22 protein-coding genes are annotated in these 22,384 nt (G+C 59.5%); 6 read left to right on the forward strand and 16 right to left on the reverse strand.

Going from position 1 to position 22,384, the window contains the following annotated elements; all coding sequences use genetic code 11:
* Positions 1-130 precede the first annotated feature (130 nt).
* The 4 genes from H9Q16_RS01710 (at position 131) to H9Q16_RS01725 (ending at position 8,102) form a co-directional block, all read left to right on the forward strand.
* On the forward strand, positions 131-3,298 hold the full coding sequence (locus tag H9Q16_RS01710) for a BapA prefix-like domain-containing protein (protein WP_191073647.1): 3,168 nt from the start codon (positions 131-133) through the stop codon (positions 3,296-3,298).
* A 117-nt stretch (positions 3,299-3,415) separates the two neighbouring features.
* Complete coding sequence (locus H9Q16_RS01715; RefSeq protein ID WP_343067750.1) at positions 3,416-4,702, forward strand: TolC family protein; 1,287 nt, start codon at positions 3,416-3,418, stop codon at positions 4,700-4,702.
* On the forward strand, positions 4,699-6,915 hold the full coding sequence (locus tag H9Q16_RS01720) for an ATP-binding cassette domain-containing protein (RefSeq protein WP_191073649.1): 2,217 nt from the start codon (positions 4,699-4,701) through the stop codon (positions 6,913-6,915). Before H9Q16_RS01715 ends, H9Q16_RS01720 begins: the two co-directional genes overlap by 4 nt.
* Positions 6,912-8,102 carry a beta-barrel domain-containing protein gene (locus tag H9Q16_RS01725; protein WP_191073650.1) on the forward strand — a complete coding sequence of 397 codons (1,191 nt, stop codon included), beginning with the start codon at positions 6,912-6,914 and terminating at the stop codon, positions 8,100-8,102. Before H9Q16_RS01720 ends, H9Q16_RS01725 begins: the two co-directional genes overlap by 4 nt.
* A gap of 38 nt (positions 8,103-8,140) precedes the next feature.
* Here the strand turns inward: H9Q16_RS01725 and dtd are convergent, their stop codons facing one another.
* The 13 genes from dtd to H9Q16_RS01790 all read right to left on the reverse strand — a co-directional run bounded on the left by dtd (position 8,141) and on the right by H9Q16_RS01790 (position 18,545).
* Positions 8,141-8,587 carry a D-aminoacyl-tRNA deacylase gene (dtd, locus tag H9Q16_RS01730; protein ID WP_191073651.1) on the reverse strand — a complete coding sequence of 149 codons (447 nt, stop codon included), beginning with the start codon at positions 8,585-8,587 and terminating at the stop codon, positions 8,141-8,143.
* Positions 8,584-9,261, reverse strand: a complete 678-nt coding sequence (locus tag H9Q16_RS01735; RefSeq protein WP_191073652.1) for a nitroreductase — start codon at positions 9,259-9,261, stop codon at positions 8,584-8,586. Before H9Q16_RS01735 ends, dtd begins: the two co-directional genes overlap by 4 nt.
* Complete coding sequence (locus H9Q16_RS01740; protein ID WP_246455423.1) at positions 9,258-10,391, reverse strand: TFIIB-type zinc finger domain-containing protein; 1,134 nt, start codon at positions 10,389-10,391, stop codon at positions 9,258-9,260. The genes H9Q16_RS01735 and H9Q16_RS01740 overlap by 4 nt, the downstream gene beginning before the upstream one ends.
* Before the next feature lie 31 nt (positions 10,392-10,422).
* On the reverse strand, positions 10,423-10,974 hold the full coding sequence (locus H9Q16_RS01745; RefSeq protein ID WP_191073654.1) for a cytochrome b/b6 domain-containing protein: 552 nt from the start codon (positions 10,972-10,974) through the stop codon (positions 10,423-10,425).
* Positions 10,974-11,435 (reverse strand): hypothetical protein, encoded by a 462-nt coding sequence (locus tag H9Q16_RS01750; RefSeq protein ID WP_191073655.1) that lies wholly within the window; start codon positions 11,433-11,435, stop codon positions 10,974-10,976. The genes H9Q16_RS01745 and H9Q16_RS01750 overlap by 1 nt, the downstream gene beginning before the upstream one ends.
* Positions 11,436-11,597: 162 nt before the next feature.
* The gene (locus tag H9Q16_RS01755) at positions 11,598-12,719 is read right to left on the reverse strand and encodes an SPFH domain-containing protein (protein ID WP_191073656.1); all 1,122 of its coding nucleotides are present in this window, start codon (positions 12,717-12,719) and stop codon (positions 11,598-11,600) included.
* Positions 12,720-12,812: 93 nt separating this feature from the next.
* Positions 12,813-13,832: a radical SAM protein gene (locus H9Q16_RS01760; RefSeq protein ID WP_191073657.1), complete on the reverse strand. Its 1,020-nt coding sequence runs from the start codon at positions 13,830-13,832 to the stop codon at positions 12,813-12,815.
* Positions 13,833-13,844: 12 nt separating this feature from the next.
* Positions 13,845-14,165 (reverse strand): hypothetical protein, encoded by a 321-nt coding sequence (locus tag H9Q16_RS01765; protein ID WP_191073658.1) that lies wholly within the window; start codon positions 14,163-14,165, stop codon positions 13,845-13,847.
* Positions 14,166-14,354: 189 nt separating this feature from the next.
* Positions 14,355-15,233, reverse strand: coding sequence for a DUF2927 domain-containing protein (locus H9Q16_RS01770; protein ID WP_246455616.1), 879 nt, complete (start codon positions 15,231-15,233; stop codon positions 14,355-14,357).
* A gap of 90 nt (positions 15,234-15,323) precedes the next feature.
* Positions 15,324-16,520, reverse strand: a complete 1,197-nt coding sequence (locus H9Q16_RS01775) for a toxic anion resistance protein (RefSeq protein WP_191073660.1) — start codon at positions 16,518-16,520, stop codon at positions 15,324-15,326.
* Positions 16,521-16,558: 38 nt separating this feature from the next.
* Positions 16,559-17,443, reverse strand: coding sequence for a 5-bromo-4-chloroindolyl phosphate hydrolysis family protein (locus H9Q16_RS01780; protein ID WP_191073661.1), 885 nt, complete (start codon positions 17,441-17,443; stop codon positions 16,559-16,561).
* Positions 17,444-17,447: 4 nt separating this feature from the next.
* Complete coding sequence (locus H9Q16_RS01785) at positions 17,448-17,678, reverse strand: hypothetical protein (RefSeq protein ID WP_191073662.1); 231 nt, start codon at positions 17,676-17,678, stop codon at positions 17,448-17,450.
* 48 nt (positions 17,679-17,726) lie between these two features.
* Positions 17,727-18,545, reverse strand: coding sequence for a TerC family protein (locus H9Q16_RS01790; protein WP_191073663.1), 819 nt, complete (start codon positions 18,543-18,545; stop codon positions 17,727-17,729).
* Positions 18,546-18,681: 136 nt separating this feature from the next.
* Here H9Q16_RS01790 and H9Q16_RS01795 point away from each other — a divergent pair, with 136 nt between their 5' ends.
* Positions 18,682-19,203 (forward strand): hypothetical protein, encoded by a 522-nt coding sequence (locus H9Q16_RS01795; RefSeq protein WP_191073664.1) that lies wholly within the window; start codon positions 18,682-18,684, stop codon positions 19,201-19,203.
* 19 nt (positions 19,204-19,222) lie between these two features.
* Here the strand turns inward: H9Q16_RS01795 and H9Q16_RS01800 are convergent, their stop codons facing one another.
* A complete protein-coding gene (locus H9Q16_RS01800) occupies positions 19,223-20,059 on the reverse strand; it encodes a pseudouridine synthase (RefSeq protein WP_191073665.1) in 837 nt (278 codons plus the stop codon).
* 62 nt (positions 20,060-20,121) lie between these two features.
* Between H9Q16_RS01800 and H9Q16_RS01805 the strand changes: the two genes are divergently transcribed.
* Positions 20,122-20,577 carry a nucleoside deaminase gene (locus H9Q16_RS01805; RefSeq protein WP_191073666.1) on the forward strand — a complete coding sequence of 152 codons (456 nt, stop codon included), beginning with the start codon at positions 20,122-20,124 and terminating at the stop codon, positions 20,575-20,577.
* A 101-nt stretch (positions 20,578-20,678) separates the two neighbouring features.
* On the opposite strand, the gene H9Q16_RS01810 is transcribed toward H9Q16_RS01805, so the two are convergent.
* Together H9Q16_RS01810 and H9Q16_RS01815 are read right to left on the reverse strand one after the other, a co-directional pair.
* Positions 20,679-21,650, reverse strand: coding sequence for an adenylate/guanylate cyclase domain-containing protein (locus tag H9Q16_RS01810; protein WP_191073667.1), 972 nt, complete (start codon positions 21,648-21,650; stop codon positions 20,679-20,681).
* Between the two features lie 4 nt (positions 21,651-21,654).
* Positions 21,655-22,347: a metal-dependent hydrolase gene (locus H9Q16_RS01815; RefSeq protein ID WP_191073668.1), complete on the reverse strand. Its 693-nt coding sequence runs from the start codon at positions 22,345-22,347 to the stop codon at positions 21,655-21,657.
* Between the last annotated feature and the right edge of the window lie 37 nt (positions 22,348-22,384).

Genomic DNA, 22,384 nt, shown 5'->3' on the forward strand with positions numbered 1-22,384 from the left:
TGAAGGCTTTAGCGGTATCCAAGTCCCACGAACACGAATGCACGGCGCGCTCGAACGGGCCGGCTTTGTCAAAAAAGAAAACATAAGAAGGTCCGCATAGAACGGGCCTTTGAGGTAGAGTGGTGGTGTTATGAAGGCGATTGATTTCGTCGTCCGCGATGGTGCGGGCGGACTGGAACGTGGTACGGTATCGAGTGATGCAAGGTCCTACGTGATCACGGCCGAGACGGGCCAGGAAATTTCCCTAAATCTGCGACAGACGGACCTGCAAGGACAGGTGCGCTCGGGCAATGATCTGGTGATCACGCTGGCGGACGGCAGGGTCATCACCATTGATAACTTTTTTGACGGTGGCGCAAATCCCAATCGGCTGTTTGTGTCTTCCGATGGCTACCTCAATGAGGTGACCCTGGTCGATCAGGGCACCGGAGAGCTTTACGCACAGTTCGGACCGACCGAGCAGTGGGGCAAATGGAGCCCGTCAGACGACCTTATCTATCTTGGCGGAACAGAAGTGGCGAATGTCGGCGCGGACAACGAAGTGTCCATGCTGGGCGCACCTTTGCTGGGCGGCCTTCTGGGCGGCGGCGCGGGTGTCGCAGCGGCGGTTGTGGGCGGCGCTGGTGTCATCGCCGGCGTTGGCGGCGGCAGCGGCGGCGACGGCGCCCCGGGACCAGTCGCGCCCTTCGTTGACGATCCTGACAGCAATACGAACATCGGCGGCGACGATACGGCGCCGCATGCCATCACTGTCACCGGTGGGGGGGCACCCGGCGATGCGGTGCTCATCATGATCGGGGATGCCCAGGTCGAAACAAGCATCGGCGATGACGGGACGTTTGAAGCCATCTTTGAAGGCGACAATTTCCCTGCCGATGGCATCTATGAGACCATTGTCGTGGTGACCACCGCAACCGGGGATGAAACGCTTGATGGCCCGGGTTATCACATCGATACAACACCGCCCGACGTGGCCGTGTCCTCAGGCACTGATTCAGTTGGGGACTTTTTCAACGCGGCGGCCTTTGAGGACGGCGTGTTGCTTACCGGCACAGGTGAGGCGGGTGCGACCCTGTCGCTGACAATTTCCGGGGTCACACAGACCACAGTGATCGATGCAGACGGCAAATGGTCTGCACTCTGGGCAAACGGCACGCTTGATGCAGGCGAATACACCTCCGGTGTTACCATTGTGGCTGCGGATGCCTTCGGCAACACGACCACGATCACCGATACAGTCGTGATCGACACCGTAAGCAACGTCACCATCGATACCGAAAACGTTGAGACCGACGGCATCGTCAATGCGGATGAACGCGAAGATGGCGTGACCCTGACCGGCACCGCGCAGGCCGGATCGAGCGTTTTGGTCACTTTTGGCACGGGGTCGCATCAGGCCACGGTCGATGCGAATGGGAACTGGTCGGCTGACTTTGCCATGAGCGAAATACCAACCGGAGAGCTTGCCGCGACGGTGACCGCCGTGGCGACTGACAGCTTTGGCAATACGTCGACAGCCAGCGGCGAGGTTGATATCGACACATTGGTGCGCGACTTTGGCTTTACCGGAACTACCGGTGGCGCAGATGGTGTGATCAACATTGCCGAGGCCGCCAGCGGGTTCACAATGACAGGGACAACCGAACCGGGTGCGACCGTTTCGGTAACCATGAACGGGTTCACTCACCAGGCCACGGTGGCCGCGAATGGCACCTGGTCGGCGGATTTCGCCGCAAGCGAGATTCCCACTGGCGAACAGACGGTTGTCATGTCGGCGACCGCCACAGACATCGCCGGCAACACCGAGACAATCACCCAAAACGTGATTGTGGACCGCGATGCTGGTGTGCTGACCATCGACAGCCCGATCGAAGGCGATGACATCGTCAGCGCCGCAGAGGCCAGCGATGGCGTCATTCTGACAGGCACCACAAATCCCGGTGCAACTGTCACCGTGACCATGGGCGGCTTTACTCACGAAGTGCTTGCCAATCCCAGCGGACAATGGGCCGCGAATTTCGCAGCAAGCGAAGTCGCACCGGGCGACTACATCGCCAATATTCTTGCCACGACTGTGGACAGTGCGGGTAACCCGCTGAATGCGACCTCCTCTGTGCGCGTAGATACGCGCGTCGACAACCTCAGCATCGATACCGGCGCGGTCGGGGGCGGCGACAATATTCTGAATGCGGCTGAGCGGCTTGCAGGTGGCGGTGTTCAGATCACCGGCACGACCGAAGTCGGTTCGACTTCTGTCATCGTGGATCTGGGCGGGCAGCAGGTGAATGCGGCTGTGGATGCGGCAGGGAACTGGACGGCTGTCTTCAGCGCGGCGCAACTGGCACGGGGCACCTACGAGGCGCCGATCACGGTCACCGCGACGGATCATGTCGGCAACGTCGACAGCGTCAGCGGCACGATTCAGGTAGATACCGAAGTTGTGCCGTTCTCTATGACCGAAACAGGCGGCGGCGCGGATGACTTTGCCAACGCGGCGGAGGCTGCAACAGGTATCGATCTTGGCGGACAGGTCGAAGCGGGATCAACTGTGGTCGTGAACTTTGACGGCACGGATCACGCGGCGAGCGTGGATGCGGCGGGCAACTGGTCGCTGACAATCCCACCGGTCGCTATCAGGCCCGGCACCTATGCGGCAGCGATCAGCGTGACAGCGACAGATGCGGCAGGCAATGTCGCGACGATCAATGACACGCTGGGCATCGACACCGAAGCGCCCGAAGGGCCGGTCATCGCCTCGTACACACGTGACGGCGACGGTATCAGGGGCATCTCGACCGAGATGAGCGAAGATGATCTTGGCGTCTATCAGGTGACCGATGCGGGTGCCGTAAATGCGATCAACGCCCTTCAGGCGGATATCCCCGTGCTGGGCGAAACCGCGTTCCAATTCAACAGCGAGGTGCCGGATGGCTCTCATCTGGTGATCACCGCAACGGATGATGCGGGTAACTCTTCGGGCACGTATGTCGTGCTGGACGACGAGGCCGCAGCGACCCAAGTTACGCTGGACGCCAGCGCGCTGGGTAGTTTCAACATCGAAACGCTGGATCTGAGCTTTGCGGAAGAAGGCAATCTGACGATAGACGCGGCAACGCTGCTTGCACTGTCATCGAACACCAACGAATTGCAGATCAATGGTGGTGCGGATGACACGGTCACGATCTCCGACGCAGTCGCCGCAGGAAGCGAGGTACGCGATGGCCAGACCTATACGATCTACACGTTGGGTGATGAAGGCACGCTGATCATCGATGATAACGTCAACGTCGTCATCTAGGCACTGAAGAAAAGACTGGTAGGCGCGGGCACCAAACGATCCGGGCCACCACAAAAAACATAATAATCCGCACGTTAGAGGCAGGACATGGGGCACGGTGTAACAAGGGCAGGATTGGTGTGCGCAACTGCGTTCATCCTGACAGGTTGTCTGTCGGATATGGGTGGCAATGGCGAAGGCTTTGTGTCGCGGTTGATGACCACGGACCACACAAAGGTCGGCAAACCTACACATGCTGAGAAGGTGAATGCTGAAAGCGTAATCATTCAGGGGCTCACCGCGCGCCGCTCTGCACTGCCGGATGGCAGCACCTTTGATCAGGTCGCCACCTCAGTTCTGGCCGCGTATTCGCGCGCCGCAGAAGCCGAATTACGCGCCGCGCGCCTGCGGTCCGAGGCCGCCTCCAAGAATTGGCTGCCCAAAATCGGGCCCAGCATTTCCCTGACATCGCTCAGCTCTGTTGTGGCCAATCTGGTCGTGGATCAGGTGCTCTTTGACAATGGTCGCCTGAAAGGCGAACGCGCGTTTGCCATTGCGGACGTTGAAGTTGCCGCTGTGTCGCTGGCACAAGATACCAATGCGCGGGTCCATTCGGCACTTGGCCTTTACACTGACGCGGTTGAAGCACGCGAGAAAGCAGCCCTGGCTCAGACTGCCCTGCAGGACATGGGCCATTTCGCCTGGATCATGGAAGAACGTGTGAAAGGCGGCGTGTCAGATTTGTCTGAGTACAATGTCATGATCCAGAAACTTGATGAAATCAAAGCGGAAAACCGTGCCAATGCCGAACACGCGGCGACCTCATTGGCCGAACTGAATGCCATGTCGATCCAGCCGTTGGATGACCTGCGCGGTGTGCCGCGCTTTGCGGTTTCACCCGATGCCGCCCAACCATTGACAGTCACCCTGGCCGAGGCTGAAAAGACGCGCGCCATCGCCGCCGCCAAGGTGGAGCGTGCTAGCAATCTGCCCGGACTTTCCGCCGGAGGAACTGTGGGAGAGGAGGCGACCTTTGGGCTGCAGGTGAAATCCGAGAAACTGCTGGGTCTGGGCACCGGGGCATCATTGGAGGCCATCGAAGCTGCCAGCGAAGCAGCCGGGCGTCGCGTCAGTCAGGCCAACGAAGATGCCAACCGCACCTTGCGCAAACTCGAGGGTCAGATTGCAGCCAAGCAGCGCCAGTCCGATGAAGCGGCGCAACTGACCATCAAGGCCAAGGAAAACCTGCGGGTCTTCCGCGCACAGTTCGACGCGGGCCAGCGGCAGGTGCTGGATGTGGTCGGGGTCTATGAAATCTATGCCCGTCAACAACAGGCCGAGGTCACGCTCAAGTACGAGGCTGTGCGCATGCGCCTTGAGATGGCCGAACTGTTGGGCGTTCTCGCGGATGGGGATGCAATTTGACCAACACACCTGCGTTCACTTTAACCATTGCCAACGGAAATCAGGGGCGGATCGTTCCGGTCAACAAGGAAGCCAGCGCAAACAGCGCGTCCAATCGCTTTGCCAATCGCATTCACGCCCGCGCCACCCTTGCCGCGACCTATGCCGGGATCTTGGGTGTGGAGGCCGTACCACGCGATCTGGTTGAGAGCATCGGCAGCGCAATCCGTGAAGGGGCCTCTGCTGGCGAAGATGCCCGGGCAATCGCACAGGGTCTTACCGGTCTGGGACTGTCTGCGGAAACGGTTCGGGTTGATGGTTTGCGCGCCGAATTCTGGCCCGCTCTCGCCTATATGACCTCTGGTCAGGTACTGCTGGTGCTGGGGCAATCGCGTGGCGACCTGATTGTTTTCGACAAGACCTGTCCCGATAACCGCGCCTATGTACCCCTGCGCGACTTTGAGCCGTTCTTTGCGGGCATTCTCGTGCGGGCGGAAACACCGCTGGAAAAAGTGGCAGAAACCCACAAGACCGAAAGCGCCGCGCCGCATTGGTTCTGGGGGCAATTCACCCGTTTTCGCCGCCAGCTGGGCGAGGTCGCGCTTGGGTCATTCGTGGCAAACCTTCTGGCCGTCGCCGTGGCGCTTTTCTCATTGCAGGTCTACGACCGCGTCATTCCCCACCAATCCGAGGCGACCCTGTGGGTGCTCGCCGCCGGTGCAGCGCTGGCGCTGTTGATGGAGGCCTTCATCAAAATCGCCCGGGCGCAGATGATGGACGGGGCGGGGCGGCAAATTGAACTGTCCGTGCTGCACATTCTGATGAACCGCATCCTTGGCATGCGCTCTGACACCAAAGACCGCGCCCCAAATGAAGTCTTCTCGGCGATGCGCGAATTCGGATCTGTGCGGGAATTTTTCACCGCCTCGACGATCGGCACGATTGCCGACATTCCCTTTATCTTCGTGTTCCTGTTTCTCGTGGCCTCCATCGCGGGCAACGTGGTGTGGGTCTTGGTGCTGGGCGGCATCCTGATGGTGGTGCCGGGGTTCTTCTTGCAGCGCAAGATGATCCGCCTGACCCAAGAGACCCAAGGGGCCTCAGCCAAATCCTCGCGCCTGTTGCACGAGGCGATTTTCGAACTCGATACGCTCAAGACACAGCGCGGCGAAGATCGCGTGCTGCGCCTTTGGAACGAACTGAACACCTTGTCCGCCCTGAAATCATCGGAACAGCGTCGGCTCGCCTCCACACTGACCTTCTGGTCACAAGGCGTCCAGCAAGCCACCTATGTTGCCGCCGTAATCGCGGGCACCTATCTGGTCTTTGCTGGCCAATTCACCGTGGGCTCGATCATCGCGACAGGCATCCTGACCGGCCGCACGCTGGCCCCGCTGACCCAGCTTGCCGGCACCATGGCGCGCTGGGGTAACGTCAAATCCGCTCTTGACGGTTTGGAAAGCATCGCTGGCGGGGCACAGGACGCGGACGATACGCGCACCTATCTGCGCCGCGAAACGCTCACAGGCCATTTTGAGCTGCGCGATGTGACCTTCCGCTATGAAAACGACGGCCCGCCGACGCTGGACATCAAAGGCATGGCGATCAAGCCGGGTCAGACGGTGGCGGTTCTGGGGGCAAACGGTTCCGGCAAATCCTCGCTCTTGAAAGTGCTGAGCGGGCTTTACGCCCCAGAGACCGGCCGCGTGATGATAGATGGCGCAGAAATGAGCCAGATTGAACCGCGCGATCTGCGCCGCCTGATCGGATATCTGGGACAGGACGTCCGGCTCTTTTCTGGCACGCTGCGCGACAATCTGAACCTCACGATGCTGGAACGCGATGATGACCGACTGCATGCGGCCCTCGATTTTGCGGGATTGGGGCCATTTGTCAGGGCCCACCACAAAGGGCTGGACCTGGAAATCAAGGATAACGGCGCGGGGCTTTCCATAGGGCAGCGCCAGTCCATCGGCTGGGCCCGGCTGTGGTTGCAGGACCCCAAGATTTGCCTGCTCGATGAACCCACAGCGGCCTTGGATCAAATGCTGGAGGCCACGTTGGTTTCCCGGTTGGAGAAATGGATGGCTGGTCGGACCGCCGTGATTGCCACGCACCGCGCGCCGATCCTTGCGCTGTGCGAACGGACGATGCTGATCCAGAACGGACGTATGACCATCGACGGTCCCAAGGACAAGGTCCTGAGCCATATCGCCGGGGGTCGTGCGGCATGAGTTTTGCAACCCCCCACGACTTCGACGCCCAATTGGGTAAGCACCTCCGCAGACCTTCGATGGTCATCTGGCTTTCAGGCGGTGCGGTGCTGGTGTTCGTGATCTGGGCGGCATTCGCATGGGTCGATGAAATCGTGCGTGCCGAAGGGTCGATGATCTCATCATCACGGCCCCAGATCATCCAGAACCTGGAGGGCGGTATTCTCGCCGAACTGGCGGTTGCCGAAGGTGATATTGTTGAAACTGGCGCCGTGCTGGCCCGCCTGCATGGCACGCAGTTCCAATCGTCCGTCGATGATCTGCAGGATCAGATCGCCGCATTTGATATCCGCCGCTTGCGTCTTGAAGCTGAACTTGCCGGCCAGTTCGATTTCGATGTGCCGACGGATCTGGCCGCCCGCACGCCCGGCATCGTCGCATCCGAGCGGGCGCTGTTACAGGCACGCCAGTCCGACTTCGTGTCCCGCACCGAGGGCGCGCAGCGTGTGCTTGCCGAGGCGGCTGAGGAACGGCGTCTCTTGGAGAATCTCCTAGAACGCAAGATCGTTGCGCTGATCGAGGTGACCCGCGCGCGCAAGGTCCACGCGGACGCACGGATCAAATATGACGAGATCGTCACCCAGACCGAACTGGACCGCGCGCAGGAATTTTCTGACGTGCTCAAGGAACTGGCCACACTGCGGCAGAACCTCAAGGCCAGCACGGATCAGCTGAACCGTACCATTTTGGTCAGTCCGCTGCGCGGCATCGTCAATAACCTGTCCGTCACGACCATCGGCGGCGTGGTCCGGCCCGGTGAGGAAATCCTGCAAATCATCCCGCTGGACGAGGAATTGTTCGTTGAGGCCCGCGTCAAGCCCGAGAACATTGCCGGGGTGCGCCCGGGACAAGAGGCAAGCATCAAGCTTAGCGCTTATGACTACACCGTTTTTGGATCACTGAAAGGCACCGTCAAACTGATTTCAGCCGACACCTTCAAAGACGACCGCGCCCGTGATCCAGATGGCGATCCGCACTACAAGGTGACGCTGCAGGTCGACACCGACAACCTTACGGACAGGCAGGCATCTCTGGAAATTCGCCCCGGTATGCAGGCTTCCGTCGAATTGCACACCGGGTCCAAGACTGTGCTGCAATACCTGCTCAAGCCGCTTTACAAATCCAAGGAAGCGTTTCGAGAGCCGTAGTGTGATCTGGCTGAACGGCTGCTCCGTACACTTGAAACTCAGGCTTTGGCGGTATCAAGCCAGATCGTGACCGGCCCGTCATTGGTTAAGGCCACCGACATGTCCGCGCCAAACTGACCGGTCTCGACGGTATGACCAAGTTCTATGAGTTGGGCCGCGAAATGCTCATAAAGCGCTTTGGCCAAGTCAGGTTTGGCCGCATAGGAAAAGCCGGGACGGGTTCCGCGCGACGTGTCTGCGGCCAGGGTGAACTGGCTGACCACCAAGGCTGCTGCGCCCGCTTGGGCAAGGTTAAGGTTCATCTTGCCATTCCCATCCTTGAAAAGACGCAGCTTGGAAACCTTGGCTGCAAGGGCGTTGACGGCCGCTTCATCGTCATCTGGCATGGCGCAAACGAAGATCAGCAAACCGGGGCCGATCTGACCGATGACATCCCCTTCCACCGTTACAGAGGCTTGGGTGACCCGTTGCAGCAGCGCTTTCATTCGTCGTGCCAGCGAATGATGTCGTCTGAGGCGGCGCGTTCCGTGCGGAATTGGTTTACCGGCGCATCCTCGTCCGCATAACCAAATGAAATTGCACACAAAACAATCCGATCATCCGTAATGTCCAGATGATCGCGTACCAGCGGCGCATAAGCGGCGATGGCCGCCTGGGGGATCGTGGCGACACCAAGGGCCGTAGCGGCCAACGTGAAGGCGGTGACGAAACCGCCCGTGTCCATTGCGCCGTAAGGTCCAAGTTCATCCGGCGCATGCAGGATCGCTACATGGGGCGCATCAAACAGTGCGTAGTTGCGCAGCATCTGTGCCGCGCGCGCGGCCCGGTCCGATTTTTCAATTCCGGCAGCATCGTAAAGCTGAAAACCACAGGTCCGGCGCCGTTCGGCGTATTCCCCGGAATACCCTTTGGGCCAGGGCAGATCCGGCGCGGGTGGTTTGCCAGACATCGCGGCATCAGTCAGGGCTGTGCGAAAGGTGTCCGTGGCGGCACCGCGGGTGATCTCTACCTGCCAGGGTTGGGCATTGCACCAGCTCGGCACGTGGCGCGCGGCATCCACGATTTTTGTGATGATCGCATCGGGCACAGGATCTGGCTTGAAGGCTCGGCAGGAATAGCGTGCGGCCAGCGTGTCTTTCAGGGTGTCGTATTCAGTCATTGGTTAAGCGCCACTCCGTATCCGATTCCTGCCGCCAAGATCAGGCCGATCACTACCGCGATGGTGATCTTGATGGCGGAATAGGGCCGTTCGCCCTGGACCCGACCGGTACGGCCATTCACCACAAAGCGAAAGGTCCGCCCCCGATATTTGTAGGCCGCCAGCCATACCGGCAACAAGATGTGCTTGAACGTCAGCCCATCCATCTGGGTTTGGATGTCATGCACACGCTGGCGGTCACCACCGATATCGAACTTCACGTCGCGTTCGATGACGCGGTCCATATAGCCGCGCGCCTCGACAAATCCATCCTCCAACGACACCTGATAGGCTTCGGCCCGGAACCCGGCGAGGAATTCGGGCGTGTAAGGTTCTAGCGCAGACAAGTCCCACGGCTCCAGCGCATCGGTAAAGGTCTTGGGCAAGGACGTAGACGCCAGCACCAATACGTCGTCAAAAAACCTCGCGACACGGCCACTTGCACCGCGCCACCGCACCTTCGGCACCTTAACCTGCCGCTGCTTGCCGTCCCGCACGACGGTGCGTGTCACATAGTATACCGTGCCGCGCTCCCCTCTGTAGGCCGATTGCGTATCCGCATCAAAAGTCCAATAGGGCACATAGATACCCTGCATCCGGCGGCCCCTTCTGGCGTACTCCTGCAACCCGTTCGGCGCAAACCACAAACGACCCAGCCAGTTACTCATTGCATCGCGCGCGACTTCTTCGGTCAGCGCAAATGGCAGGACGGCCCGCGGCTTGATATGCCGGTTGGTGCCCGTATCCACCACCAGAGGCGTGGCACAAAAGGGGCATTCGGTCGCGTGTTCGCCGTCGCCGATTTCAACCTGAGCGGCGCAGTTCGGGCATGACGTGACACGCGTCTCCTCCATCTGATCCTCAGAGAGATCGGCCGCCAGGCCTTTTCGCAGATCAAGCTCCCGAATGGGCTGCAGGTGGCGCCCGCTGCCCGCGATTGTCTCGACATTTCCGCAATGATCGCAGACCAGTTGCCCCGCCGTCGGGTCAAACCGCAGATCCGACCCGCAGGTGTCGCAGGGAAATCGGTGTTCGTCCTGCGGTGCAGCGGGTAGGTCAGGTATCGAAGTGTCGGTCATGCGCCAAGACATAGCGCGGTGATGCGCACTCTGCCAGATGCTCTCAGAGAAACCGGTGCAGTGCTTTTGGCGCCATGATCCTGAGCGCGTTGTCACGCAGGCGCAGATGCCGCCAGATGTGAAAGACAGCGTGAATACCCGCCAGAACGGCGACCAGGTAGAATTCATAGATGTGCAGGGTGCCGATGATTTCGTTCGCCTCCCGCAGGTTCATCGGCGGGGCGATGGGCAGGAACCCACCGGCCTTCAGCAATCGCGGCGATGTCAGACCCAACGCGAAACCGCCCACCGCAACCAAAAACAGCCCCCAGACAAGCGCGATATGCAGCCAGCGGTGTACGCGCCGGGCCCAGGGCGGCAACTTGGGCCCCGGTCGACTGGCCAGACCGCGGCGCAAAGTGTCAGCCGCCCACAACAGGCAAATCGTGACAAAGACCAGCGCGAGGATCGAATGCGCCTGAAAGGCCTTGGGTCCGAAGGGCAGCACATCATCGGGCGTCACCAGTATGAACCAGATCAGCAGCGGCACCATCGACCAGTGCATCACCTTCAGCACGGTGCGTCGACGGGGAAGGGAAGCGGAAATGCGTCCCATCACAGCCACTTGTGCATGAAGCGCGGTGTGATGAGGCGCAACGCCCCATCATAAAGTGCGGTATGCCGCCAGAAGTGAAACATTGCGTGGAAGGTGCCCGCACAGAGCGTGACCAGCAACAGGATCCACGCATCGAGCCACGCGAGCGGGTGGCCAATAAGCCGAAGGGCGATCGCACCAGCGGTCAGTCCCAGCAGCAGGTGCAGCAACCGGTGAATCCAGGGGTAGGCACGGCGCATCGGCGCGGACAGCTTTGGTCCGGGGCGACCCAGCAGTCCGCACGTCACCGTGATCGCAGACCACAGCGCGATGACGGCGACAAAGATCGACAGAACCCATGGCGCAGAAATCCCGCCCTTGACCATGGTCAGGATCAGCATGACCGCTGACCAGTGCAGGCAAATCACGACTGTGCGGCGGTGTGCTGTCAATCGGTGCAAGGCGGGCGTTTGCGTGGGCATGTCATTCTCATTGGGCAGCAAAATGCAAAATATCAGACCTGCGCTGGACAGATTCAAGAGCCGGCAAGCGGCACCATTTCGAGTGCCCGACGCCTTATCCACCGCTCCCGTCCACGGGATCGGTACTTGGCTTGCTGAAGGTCTCCTAAGCGCCCTGCTGCATCAGCTTCCCGGTGGCGGCGGCGGCAAGACGGTGAAAAGCTGCGCCAGTTCCATCACATCTTCCGCGCGTTGCCAGCCGTCCTGACCAGGGGTCCAGACATAGCTTTCGCGTGTCAGCGATCCGTCAGCGGCCATGCGACCCAGCTTGGCTTTTGAGTAGGGGCCAGAGGTCTGCCCGCCTTCCGCCACATGCCAGACATGTTCAATTGGGGGGGGCGGAGGGGCGATCTGCGCAGGGGCAGGGGCGCCCCCTTGAGATCGTGCGCCCCAGGGTCCCGCCGCCGCAGCGGCCTGATGCCCGATCTGCATGCCAAGGCCTGCGCCCAAACCCGCCTGAATAGCCGCAGCGCCGCCGCCGTCACGCCCCAGCGCTTCGGCAGCCTGAAACTGCATGTACTCGTTGAGGTTGCCGATCACCCCCATTGAGGACCGCTTGTCCATCACGTCTTCGACCGCAGGGGGCAGCGAGATATTCTCAATGTAGAGTTCGGGCATCGCCAGACCGTACTCGGCAATGGTCGCGGCAATCTCGCCTCCGACCAACTGACCCAACTCGCGCGTGTTGGCGGCCATATCAAGCACCGGGATTCCGGCGCGTGCGATGGTGCGCGAAAACTCCTGCACGATGATGTTGCGGATCTGATAGCTGATCTCGTCCATGGTGAACTCACCATCCGTGCCAACAATCTCAACCAGAAACTTGGCCGGGTCCGCGACCTTGACGCTGTACGTCCCAAAGGCGCGCAACCGCACCGGTCCGAATTCAGGATCCCGCACGATAATCGGGTTCTTGGTTCCCCATTTCAGATCATTGAACCGTGTCGTGTTGACGAAGTAAATCTCGGATTTGAAGGGGCTTTTGAACCCATGATCCCAGTGCTGCAATGTCGTCATGATGGGCATGTTGTTGGTCTCAAGCATGTAGAGGCCCGGCGTGAAAACATCCGCCAGCTGACCCTCATGCACAAAGACCGCTGCCTGACCCTCGCGCACCGTCAGCTTGGCACCGTACTTGATTTCATGGTCCTCCCGCTCGAACCGCCAGACCATTGTGTCGCGGCTGTCGTCAGTCCAGTGGATGACGTCGATAAATTCGCCGGAGAGGAAATCGAAAATGCCCATGGGTGTGCGTCCTTCGTTAAGCTTCCGACAAAGCCTATTGTGCCGCCGGGCGGTTATCAAGGCGGGCAGGTGGCACCGCCCGGTCAGGCGTGTTCACACCAGCGCCGCATCCACCAGTTCGCGCGCGTGATCACGGGTGTGCGCGAACCAGTCGATGAAATCGTCGCGCCCCTCAAGTTCCTCAAAGACTGAGTGCAACAGGTCTTTTAACTTTGGGGCTGATTGGGTGATGGCACCGATAGAGCCTTGGGCCAGCTCGCTGATGTGCCCAAGTGTGAACTCTTGAGGAAAGTCGTAGGTATAGGGCAGCATCCGGCCCTGCGGAGTAATGACCAGCGGATTGACCAAATCAGAAAGCGTGGGCGAACATCCGTTCAGCACAGCATCGAACGCACTTCGATTGGCGACAATATTGCGCGCATGGGCAAGATCAGTGTGCACCGCAATCTCGCCTTCGTAGGCTGAGGCAAGCGCCTCGCCAATCAACCACAAGCGATGGCGGTCCGCCTTGTTCAGCGCAAAATCGGTGTAATCGTCGGTGGCACGCCCCGCCATCACCAGGGGGCGCAACTGTACCGCACGCACGCCAAGGCGCGCGGCGTCATCGACAAAAGCGGGAATGTCCTGCACGGATTCCTTTGACACCGTATAGGCCGCCGCCACCGGCTTGCCGATGCCCGTCAGATATTCGAGACCCTTCATGGCCATGTCGTATGCACGCGGATTGCAGCGCACCTTGTTGTGCACGTCGCGGCCCCCGTCAAAACTGATGGCAAGACCATCAAATCCGTCGATCAAATGCTGAAACCGCGCGTTCAGGCGAAATCCGTTGCTGATTGCCACAACGCGAAAACCGAGAGACCGGGCATGAGATGTCAGTGCGCCCAACTCCGGGTAAAGCATCGGCTCTCCGCCAGACAGGCTCAGCACCTCATAGCCCTCAGCCCGCAAGCGCGCCAATGCGGGGGCCAGAACCTTCATATCCAGCAAATCGGACGCCTGAGGATTCGAGTGGGAATAGCAATGCTTGCAGGCCAGATTGCAGCGCGCCAGCGGGTGAAGATGCACAGTGCGGTCGGGCAAATAGCCCGACCTTGACTGTGGTGCAGCCATTTTCACCATGGCTCAGCCCCGCAGGCCATGTTGGGCCAATTCGGGTACGTGCATCTCGACCTGAACGCGGAAGAGATCGTCAACCAGAATGCCATACGGGAACAGCTTGACCACCCGGTACTTTTCCTTGACCAGCAGCTCGTCAATCGACAGCTCCTTTTCGCAGAAATAATCGATACAGATGCCGTAGGGGCAGAAATCGACGCCCCCGACCTTCAGTCCGTTGCGCGCCACGCGTGCAGATACCTTCTCAAGCACGTCGTCGCGAATATCGAACCGGGCCAATCGCGTCGCAATGGCCTTGTGGACTTCTTTCTCGGAAGTGGCTTCCATCTTATCCTCCAATTTTATTGATTGAAAATATACAGTTACAAGTGAACTGCAGGATAAGAATATGATAAATATTCTACCCCAGGTAGTCTGGAATTCCCTACCTGAGGTTGAATTGCGCGCACGGCGCCGACTGGCCTGCGCACATCAGCGCGGATTACGTTCGAAAAAGCCGGCCAAAAACCGCGCGTTTTAGAGAGGGCCGCCGGTCAATTCACGCGCGATAATGCGCGTGATCGGCCGTGCCTCTGCTGCGGTCATTCCCGGGCGCAGACGGTCATCATAAAGCATCTGCAAAAGCAGTTCGTCATGATTGGTCAACAGCGCGAATTCGTCGTCGTCATTAAAGATCGAAGGCCGCGCGGCGGGGCTGTCATTAGCCAGCCCAAGTCCCTGCGCCAATTCTTCGTGAATGCATGACAGGCGCAGCAGATCGGGGTTTTCGCCACGGATCACTGCAACGGCAGCCGTATATGTGTTTGCTTTCGTGCCCGACGCATAGGCCGCGACGGCGCAATAAGTGTCACGCCGCATCGAATCAAGCGCGCGCAAAGATGCGGGTGATATATTGGGAATACGGTTTGCCGCTTCTGCCAGTGCCGCACTGCGGTCGTCTTCACCGGCGATGATGACGATGAAATTCGGCGTGCCGATGGTTGAGACAGGATGGCCAGTGACGCGGCTCAGCCGGTTGGCATATCTGCGCACGTCGAAACTGTCGCTCTTGCGTTGCGAAGGCGGGATGCCGGCGCCAAAGATCACTTCCATACGCACCGGGTCGGCCCATCGGCGCAGCGGGCTTGCCCCGCCGCGACGCGAAAAGCTGCCGTCGTATTCGTTGAAAAACGCAATTTGCTCAAAATTGGTGGTAAGCATGTCGGCAGTAAACGGCGTGTCTGCCCCACCACCATCACGGCGCAGCAACCCTTGGGTCAGCTGCGCCACTTCGACCTGGCTCAGATAGCTGCGCAGGCTCGCGCTTTTCTGGCTTGTCGGCTGTGCCACCGTCGGTTCGGGCAGGGCGGCCTGCGTCGGCCGGTCGGGTGGTTTGAGCGTTGGCTCAACTGGCATCAGCCCGTCACAGGCCGCAAGGGTCAGCGCCGCTGCCAATGCGACCCAGAGTGATCCAAATTCATACCGCACCCCGGCGATCATTTCCGGCTACCCCGGCACCGCACCGCCAGCGGTATCGCCCAGCCCGGTCTTGCGCGCCTTGGCCGAGGCCAGCGTATCGCGCAGATTAGCTTCCATCTCCTGCAGGTCTTTTTCAGCAGCAGCGCGGCGCGCCTTGCCTTCGTCAGCAATCTGCAGGCTCTCTTCGATGGTGCCGATCAGGTCCGCATTGGCTTGTTTGACGGCTTCGATGTCAAAGACACCCCGCTCCATTTCCTCGCGGATGATCTTGTTGCTGTCGCGCAGGTTCTTCGCATTCGAGGTCAACAGCTCGTTGGTCAGGTCATTGGCCTCGCGCACGGCCGTCGCCGCCTCAGCCGAACGCTGAATTGTCACAGCCTGCGCCAACTGGGTTTCCCACAGGGGGACTGTGTTGACGAGCGTCGAGTTGATCTTGGTGACCAGCGATTTGTCGTTCTCCTGAACCAGCCGGATGGAGGGCAGGGACTGCATCGTCACCTGTCGGGTCAGCTTGAGATCATGCACCCTGCGTTCCAAGTCATCGCGCGCTGCACGGATGTCGCGAAGCTCTTGTGCAACCATGACCTGATCGTTCTCAGCAGCGGCTTGCACGTCCTTTTCCTTGGCCGGAATGACGGTCTTATCCAGGTCCTTCAGCTTGGCCTCGCCTGCGGCGATGTAAAGCGCCAGCTCATCGTAAAACTGCAGCGTCTTTTCATATAGCAAATCCAGCGACTTGATATCTTTGAGCAGGGTATGCTCGTGGTTCAGCAAATTGTCGGTAATCCGGTCAATCTGCCCCTGAACTTCTTCGAACTGTGCCGTGAACTTGGCAAACGGGGCCGCGCGACCCAGCAGCTTTTCCCACCAGCTGCGCTTGCGCCGCACGTCGAGTTCCGAAACAGAGAAGCCGCGAATGGTGGTCACGATGTTGCGCAGACTGTCGCCCGCAGGACCGACGTCCTTGTTGCGCACGTCAGCCAGCATGGACTGCGAAATCTCCTGCAATTCGGCCTGAGCAGCAGACCCGAAAGAGACGATGGATTGCGTGTCTTCCATGTCTATCTCGGCCATGCGCCGGGTGATCTCTGCTGAAAGCGGCGCATCGGCCTGCTCCAACGGGACGATGGCACCAGCGTCGATAGGTTCGGGCAGGACAACGGCGTTGACCTCTTCCACAAGGGCGACAGATTCAGCGGCCTTTTGGCGGACAGTTTCAGACATAGATTTTGGTCCTTGGTACTAGTGTTACTCTGGCGGGCCTAATCAAGGCGCACGCCTTCTCGTGAAAGCCGCTCGCGCAGCACTTCGATTTCAACGGTGAGATCACCGCGGTCGTCCAGCAGCGATTTGCGGGTGCGGGCGGCAAAGTTCTGATCCAGATCCTTGAGCAGCGCGAGATAGTCATCGCGCGCCTGAACATCCTGCGTGCGGCTGTAGATATCGGCAAATTTGACCGTCGCATCCCGCGCACCGCGCAGGTAGACACCCAGATATTTCCGCGCAGCAGTCAGGTCGCGCGGGTCCTCTTCGACGGTCCGGATCAGGGTGCGGGCGGTCTGTTGAAACTTGCCAAGCCCCTCGGCCGCGCGGCGATCATTAGCGCGTCTGATGGCATCAGACATGGCGGCAAGATGTTTCTCAGCCTCATCCACAACCCGCGCAACGCGGTCTTGCTGGAAGGTGTCGATGCCCTCCATCCCCTTGGATTTCAACGGATCAATGCCAAAGGCTGCCACATGCAGGCCCGCGGCACACAGTCCAAAAAGCAGGGGTGCCAGGATATCGGCAAAAGAATTGAGATGCGCCAGCACGGCAAAGACCGTCCCAATGCCCGTCAGCGCAGAGGACAGGATCTTGCGCGGAACTGCGGGGCGACGGGCCACCTTGCGCGCATGGTATTCCGCTTCGGCCTGCAACCCTTCGCGTAGCATCCAGGCGGCCAGCGTCCAGACGCCCGCACCAATCAACCCCGCCGTCAGGCCAAGCGCACCGCCGCTGAATGACGTCGCAACCAGCACGACGGCCGGGATAAACAGCACATTCGCGCGCCCGCCCACAGGATCGACCTCAACCCGTTCCAAATGAGAGGTTTGCGGCCCGGCGTCCGTATCTGGGCTGTATTTGCCGCCAAAGCGTTTCGCCATGCTCTCAAAGGCCTCCCAGCCAACCTGTAGCCACGCCAAAAAGCACAACGATCAATGCGACATAGGCCGCTTTCTGTAGTCCTGTCGGCGCCATCACACCGTCCTTTCCAAAGCCACCATAGGTCCTCAGACCATCCCGGCCTGCGGCGAAAATCGTGTTCCAGACTGATACCAGAATGGCAACAAAGGCAACGATAACTGCCAACAGTGCAAAGATAAGAAACAATCGTCCCATCAGGTCTCCTTTGCCGTTAACATAGGCATTCGTTGGCTTTCTTGCCAGTTAATGCCGCGATGCAGTGCGCCTTTCAGCGTTCAGTTTACGGGTATAGCCCGACTGGATGATCTCAACCGCGACCAGCACAACTACCGAGAAATAGAAGGTGGTCTTGGACATCGGAATAACCTCATATCCAAAGAACCGCAGCGCCAGATCATCGTCGTGCATGGCATGCGCGGCGGCCTGACCGGCCTCCCCCAGCAGAACGATGCCAACAATCAGCAGGATAAACAGCCCCAGCACCTCATACATTCGGTTCCTTTCCAGAAACTCCGTCACCCGATCTGCAAGCAGCAACATTGCCAGCCCCGACAGGATGATCGCCGTGGCCAGAATGATAAACACATCCGTAATCGCAAGCGCGGAAAGTACTGAATCAAAAGAGAAAATCAGATTCATGAAGACAATCAGCATGACAACCTGCGCCGCTGACTTGCCTGACTTTCCGTCCACATCCGTATGCAGATCCTCGATGGCCAGCATATGGCCGATCTCTTTGACCGCAGTGTAGATGATAAAGACACCGCCGATGATAAAGACCAGCGTGGCAAAGTTTACACCGCCAGTCAGCACGCCTTCCCAATTGAGAATAAAGAAGGGTTCGGCCATCGCATCGATCAACTGGATCATGGTGAAAAGCAAAACGATGCGCAGTGCGACCGCGATAATAATACCCCATCGCCGCACGGCGGCTTGCTGGGCCACTGGCGCGCGCTGGCTCTCGATCGAGATGTAAAGCAGGTTGTCAAACCCCAGCACGGCTTGCAAAAAGCACAGCATGATAAGGTTGCCAAGATTTTCGAATGTGAGCAGGTCAGCCATCAGATCCCCCAATTTATGTCTTGGCCCAACGTCTTAGGGCGATAGTGGTTCAATGTGAATTGGCTGTGACGGGGAAAACCGTTGAATTTGGATCATGTCTTGGCCAAGCTGAGCCAACTTTAGGGGGATATTTCGCATGATCGCCGCAATGAAAGTAATCTCTGCGTCGCTGGTCGCCCTTGTGATCAGCCTGCAATGCGCCGTCGCACAGGACGGCCCCCCGACATTTCCCACATTCGGTCCCGATGACCCACAACGTATCAGCTTTGTATCAAGGCTCAGTCCAGAACGTCGCGCGGCGCTGGCCGCTGCCATCGACCAGGCGGACACTGTGGGGTTTTTCCCACCAGACGTCGAAGGGCGTGGGAATGTTGATGTCGGAATGGTGCTCTACCTGCTGCCCACATGGGAGGAAGCTGACGAAATCCCGGATCAGGTGTTGCCGCCTGTCGCCAAGGATCGGCTCGAGACCATCAATCCGGCCTATTTCCGATATGCGATGCCTGTGCGCAACAAGAGCGGCAAAACCTATGTATTGATGTTCTACATCATCGGATCGGATGACGACGCGACCCTGACATGCCTCGCACAGGATCTTGTGATCGTCCTGATCGCCGGATTTGACTCCGGTCGTATGGCAGAATGCGTGCGCGGCTGACGCAATCCCGGAAGTTTCTTCAGGACGTGCGGCGGGTGCGCACAGGCCGACGCTTGGAAGATCGTGCAACGCTTTTGGGCTTCTTGGTTGCGGTGCCTACTGGGGTTTCGATGTCCAGTCCCAATTGATCCCGCACGATCTTGCGGCGCACTTCTTCGACCGCTCCGGACTTTAGCTCGCCCAGCTGGAAGGGGCCGTAAGACACCCGGATCAAACGGTTGACGCTTAACCCCACGGCCTCCATCGCACGCCGGATTTCGCGGTTCTTGCCTTCGCGCAGGCCAATTGTCAGCCAGGCGTTCGCCCCCTGCTGTCGGTCCAGCGAGACCTCCATCGGTTGAAACCGCTCCCCGTCGATTGTGAGCCCCCGGCGCAGCGGCTCCAGCGTCTTGTCTTCGGGCCGTCCGTTCACGCGGCAGCGATACCGCCGCAGCCAACCGGTCGAGGGCAACTCAAGCTTGCGTTTGACGCCGCCATCATTAGTCAGCAGCAGCAATCCTTCTGAATTGATATCAAGCCGCCCCACCGACATCACACGTGGCATGTCGCCGGGCAGGTCATCGTAAATTGTGCCGCGCCCTTTTTCATCGCGTGTCGTCGTCACCAGACCGGTCGACTTGTGATACAGCCACAGCCGCGGTGGTTCGGGCTCAGACACGCGCTTGCCATCGACCGTAATCTCGTCGGCCGGGGTCACGTTCAGCGCGGGCGACAGGATCTGATCGCCATTGACACGGACGCGACCCGCTTCGATCATCCGCTCGGCCTCGCGACGCGAGGCGATACCGGCGCGGGCCAGCACCTTGGCAATGCGGTCACCGGGCGGGGGCGTGTCAGAAGGGGGTGTTTCGCTCATAGGCGGCACTTACCCGCTTTGCAGCGCTTGCGAAAGGGGGGCGATTGGGTGCTAGTGGGGCCATGACGTTTCGATCTTACATGGATGTCGCATTGCAAGAGGCGCGCGCCGCCGGGGCGCGGGGCGAGGTGCCGGTAGGCGCTGCAATCGCCGACGCAACAGGAACGCTGGTCGCAAAAGCGGGCAACCGAACGCGCGAATTGAACGATCCTACCGCCCATGCCGAAGTGCTGGCAATCCGCGCCGCCTGTGCCGCCGCGGGTTCTGAACGCCTTGTCGGTCACGCATTGTACGTCACGCTGGAGCCTTGCGCGATGTGTGCCGCGGCGATCTCGGCGGCACGGATCGCGCGGCTTTATTATGGCGCGGCTGATCCGAAATCCGGTGGCGTTGCCCAGGGCGCAAAGGTTTTTTCGCATCCGCAATGCCACCATGTTCCCGAGGTATTTGACGGCATCGCCGGGGCCGAGGCCGAGAGCCTTCTCAAGACATTTTTTGCACAGAAAAGAGAAGGCTAAGGATGCCTATCCAGAGGGCCCATGAATAAACGCATTCACCAATCCCGAATGCCTCGCCCCGCGGCGCTGCCTCATGGCCGTCGACTTTGGATCGGGGTGAGCTACGATTGCCATTCCAGCCGGTGGACCAGATGATCGCCCTCCAGACCCTTAAGCGGCACGGTCACGGGATCCACGAACTGGAATTCCGTACTGGCCGACACCATGACACGGGTGGCATCCGACACGGTGATCTGGCCCGGACCTGCCAGTGACATCAGGCGCGCGGCCTTGTTCACGACCGTGCCAAAAAAGTCGTCCTTTGATTTGACCACATCGCCCGTATGAACACCCACTCGCAGCAGCAGATCAGGTCCGTCCGCGTCTTCCGAGACGGCAGTCTGCATCGCTTTTGCCGCCCGCAGCGCCTGACGGGCCGATGCAAACCGGCTAAGCGTACCGTCCCCCATGGATTTGACCAATTTGCCATCTGCCCGTTCGATATGGACTCGCAGCATGGCAAAGTGATCTTCCATCGTCGCCGACCACAGCCGGTCTCCCAGCACCTCGGCCATTCGTGCCGAGCCCACGATATCGGTGAAGACGACCGATGCCAGCCCCTCGGTCTGGTCGTGAACGTAGCTGTCTCTTGCCGCCTCGATCAGGGCGGTCAGGCTGACTACCTCGAGGCCAAGAGAGTCTGAATTGGCAACGGGGATCGACCCGTGCCGATGAACGATTTTCCACTGACCTTCTTCCGGCGCAAAAATCAATGTGGTGCGATAAACCACTGGCGGCCGGGTTGCCATAGGAAACTGAATAGCATGGGTAAGGAAGGACCAGCCGACGCTGCCGTCCTCGAATGCTTCGCTGTTTTCCTCTATGAAGGTCGATCCTTCGGGAATGACGTCAAAATAGGTGCCGATGGCCTGATTGATATCTGCGCTGCTCCAGTTTTCCGCCTCGGCGCTGCCCAGAAATCTGACGTACGCACGCGCGGAGACGAAATTTTTCAATTCCTTCAATCGTTTGTGTTCGATGGTTGAAAACCAGCGACGCGAGATGGCCAGCAACTCTGGTGACGCACGTACCAAGTGCTCAGACCTCAATCGGGATCATCACCTGAGGTTCGATCACGTCGACCCCCGGCAGGCCGTCGGCCAATACCGTGGCCGATTGTTCAAGGGCGGGAAAGGTGCGGTAATGGCAGGGGATAACAGTCTTGAAATCAAAATAGCGTTTGGCGGCATAGGCCGCACCTGCCATGTCCATCGTGTAAAACCCTCCCGCTGACAGAATGCCGATGTCTGGCTTGAAGTAGTCCCCCATCCACTCCATGTCGGCCATGATGTCGGTATCGCCCGAATGATAGAGCGTCCTGCCCCCGGCCTGGATCATGAACCCTGTCTCCTGCCCGGTGTAGACGGGCCCGGCATCCCCCGCCACGGATGAGGAATGCGACGCCGGTACCATCGTGATCTTCACATTGCCCGCCATGATGCTGCCGCCCTTGTTGAAGCCCGTGGGCGCGTTTACGCCTTGGGTTTCAAACCAGTTCATCAACTCGTACATGCCTGCCACCGGGGCACCGGTTTTCTGCGCGATCATCGCAATGTCGGTGGTGTGGTCAAAGTGCCCATGTGTGACCATGATCTGCGTGGCCCCGGCGATGGCCGCATCGTGCTGATCTTCGTCCAGCATCGGATTGCCGTTCAGCCAGGGGTCCATCAGGATCACCTGATCTTCGATTTCAAAGCGGAACGAGCCGTGGCCAAGCCAGATGATTTTCATGATAGGTCTCTCCTTTTTGGTGGATGATAGCGTGCTT

It is taken from the genome of Sulfitobacter aestuariivivens (assembly GCF_014763045.1).
In the GTDB taxonomy this organism is placed as follows: Bacteria; Pseudomonadota; Alphaproteobacteria; order Rhodobacterales; family Rhodobacteraceae; genus Sulfitobacter; species Sulfitobacter aestuariivivens.

Excerpts from the sequence above, each read along its gene's own strand:
- H9Q16_RS01815 (WP_191073668.1), bottom strand. The coding sequence starts at position 22,347 with ATGAAAATCATCTGGCTTGGCCACGGCTCGTTCCGCTTTGAAATCGAA.
- H9Q16_RS01710 (WP_191073647.1), top strand. The coding sequence starts at position 131 with ATGAAGGCGATTGATTTCGTCGTCCGCGATGGTGCGGGCGGACTGGAA.
- H9Q16_RS01735 (WP_191073652.1), bottom strand. The coding sequence starts at position 9,261 with ATGACTGAATACGACACCCTGAAAGACACGCTGGCCGCACGCTATTCC.
- H9Q16_RS01725 (WP_191073650.1), top strand. The coding sequence starts at position 6,912 with ATGAGTTTTGCAACCCCCCACGACTTCGACGCCCAATTGGGTAAGCAC.
- H9Q16_RS01780 (WP_191073661.1), bottom strand. The coding sequence starts at position 17,443 with ATGGCGAAACGCTTTGGCGGCAAATACAGCCCAGATACGGACGCCGGG.
- H9Q16_RS01800 (WP_191073665.1), bottom strand. The coding sequence starts at position 20,059 with ATGAGCGAAACACCCCCTTCTGACACGCCCCCGCCCGGTGACCGCATT.
- H9Q16_RS01795 (WP_191073664.1), top strand. The coding sequence starts at position 18,682 with ATGATCGCCGCAATGAAAGTAATCTCTGCGTCGCTGGTCGCCCTTGTG.
- H9Q16_RS01755 (WP_191073656.1), bottom strand. The coding sequence starts at position 12,719 with ATGGGCATTTTCGATTTCCTCTCCGGCGAATTTATCGACGTCATCCAC.
- H9Q16_RS01760 (WP_191073657.1), bottom strand. The coding sequence starts at position 13,832 with ATGGCTGCACCACAGTCAAGGTCGGGCTATTTGCCCGACCGCACTGTG.
- H9Q16_RS01745 (WP_191073654.1), bottom strand. The coding sequence starts at position 10,974 with ATGGGACGCATTTCCGCTTCCCTTCCCCGTCGACGCACCGTGCTGAAG.
- H9Q16_RS01790 (WP_191073663.1), bottom strand. The coding sequence starts at position 18,545 with ATGGCTGACCTGCTCACATTCGAAAATCTTGGCAACCTTATCATGCTG.
- H9Q16_RS01740 (WP_246455423.1), bottom strand. The coding sequence starts at position 10,391 with ATGTCTTGGCGCATGACCGACACTTCGATACCTGACCTACCCGCTGCA.
- dtd (WP_191073651.1), bottom strand. The coding sequence starts at position 8,587 with ATGAAAGCGCTGCTGCAACGGGTCACCCAAGCCTCTGTAACGGTGGAA.
- H9Q16_RS01785 (WP_191073662.1), bottom strand. The coding sequence starts at position 17,678 with ATGGGACGATTGTTTCTTATCTTTGCACTGTTGGCAGTTATCGTTGCC.
- H9Q16_RS01765 (WP_191073658.1), bottom strand. The coding sequence starts at position 14,165 with ATGGAAGCCACTTCCGAGAAAGAAGTCCACAAGGCCATTGCGACGCGA.
- H9Q16_RS01805 (WP_191073666.1), top strand. The coding sequence starts at position 20,122 with ATGACGTTTCGATCTTACATGGATGTCGCATTGCAAGAGGCGCGCGCC.
- H9Q16_RS01770 (WP_246455616.1), bottom strand. The coding sequence starts at position 15,233 with ATGCCAGTTGAGCCAACGCTCAAACCACCCGACCGGCCGACGCAGGCC.
- H9Q16_RS01775 (WP_191073660.1), bottom strand. The coding sequence starts at position 16,520 with ATGTCTGAAACTGTCCGCCAAAAGGCCGCTGAATCTGTCGCCCTTGTG.
- H9Q16_RS01750 (WP_191073655.1), bottom strand. The coding sequence starts at position 11,435 with ATGCCCACGCAAACGCCCGCCTTGCACCGATTGACAGCACACCGCCGC.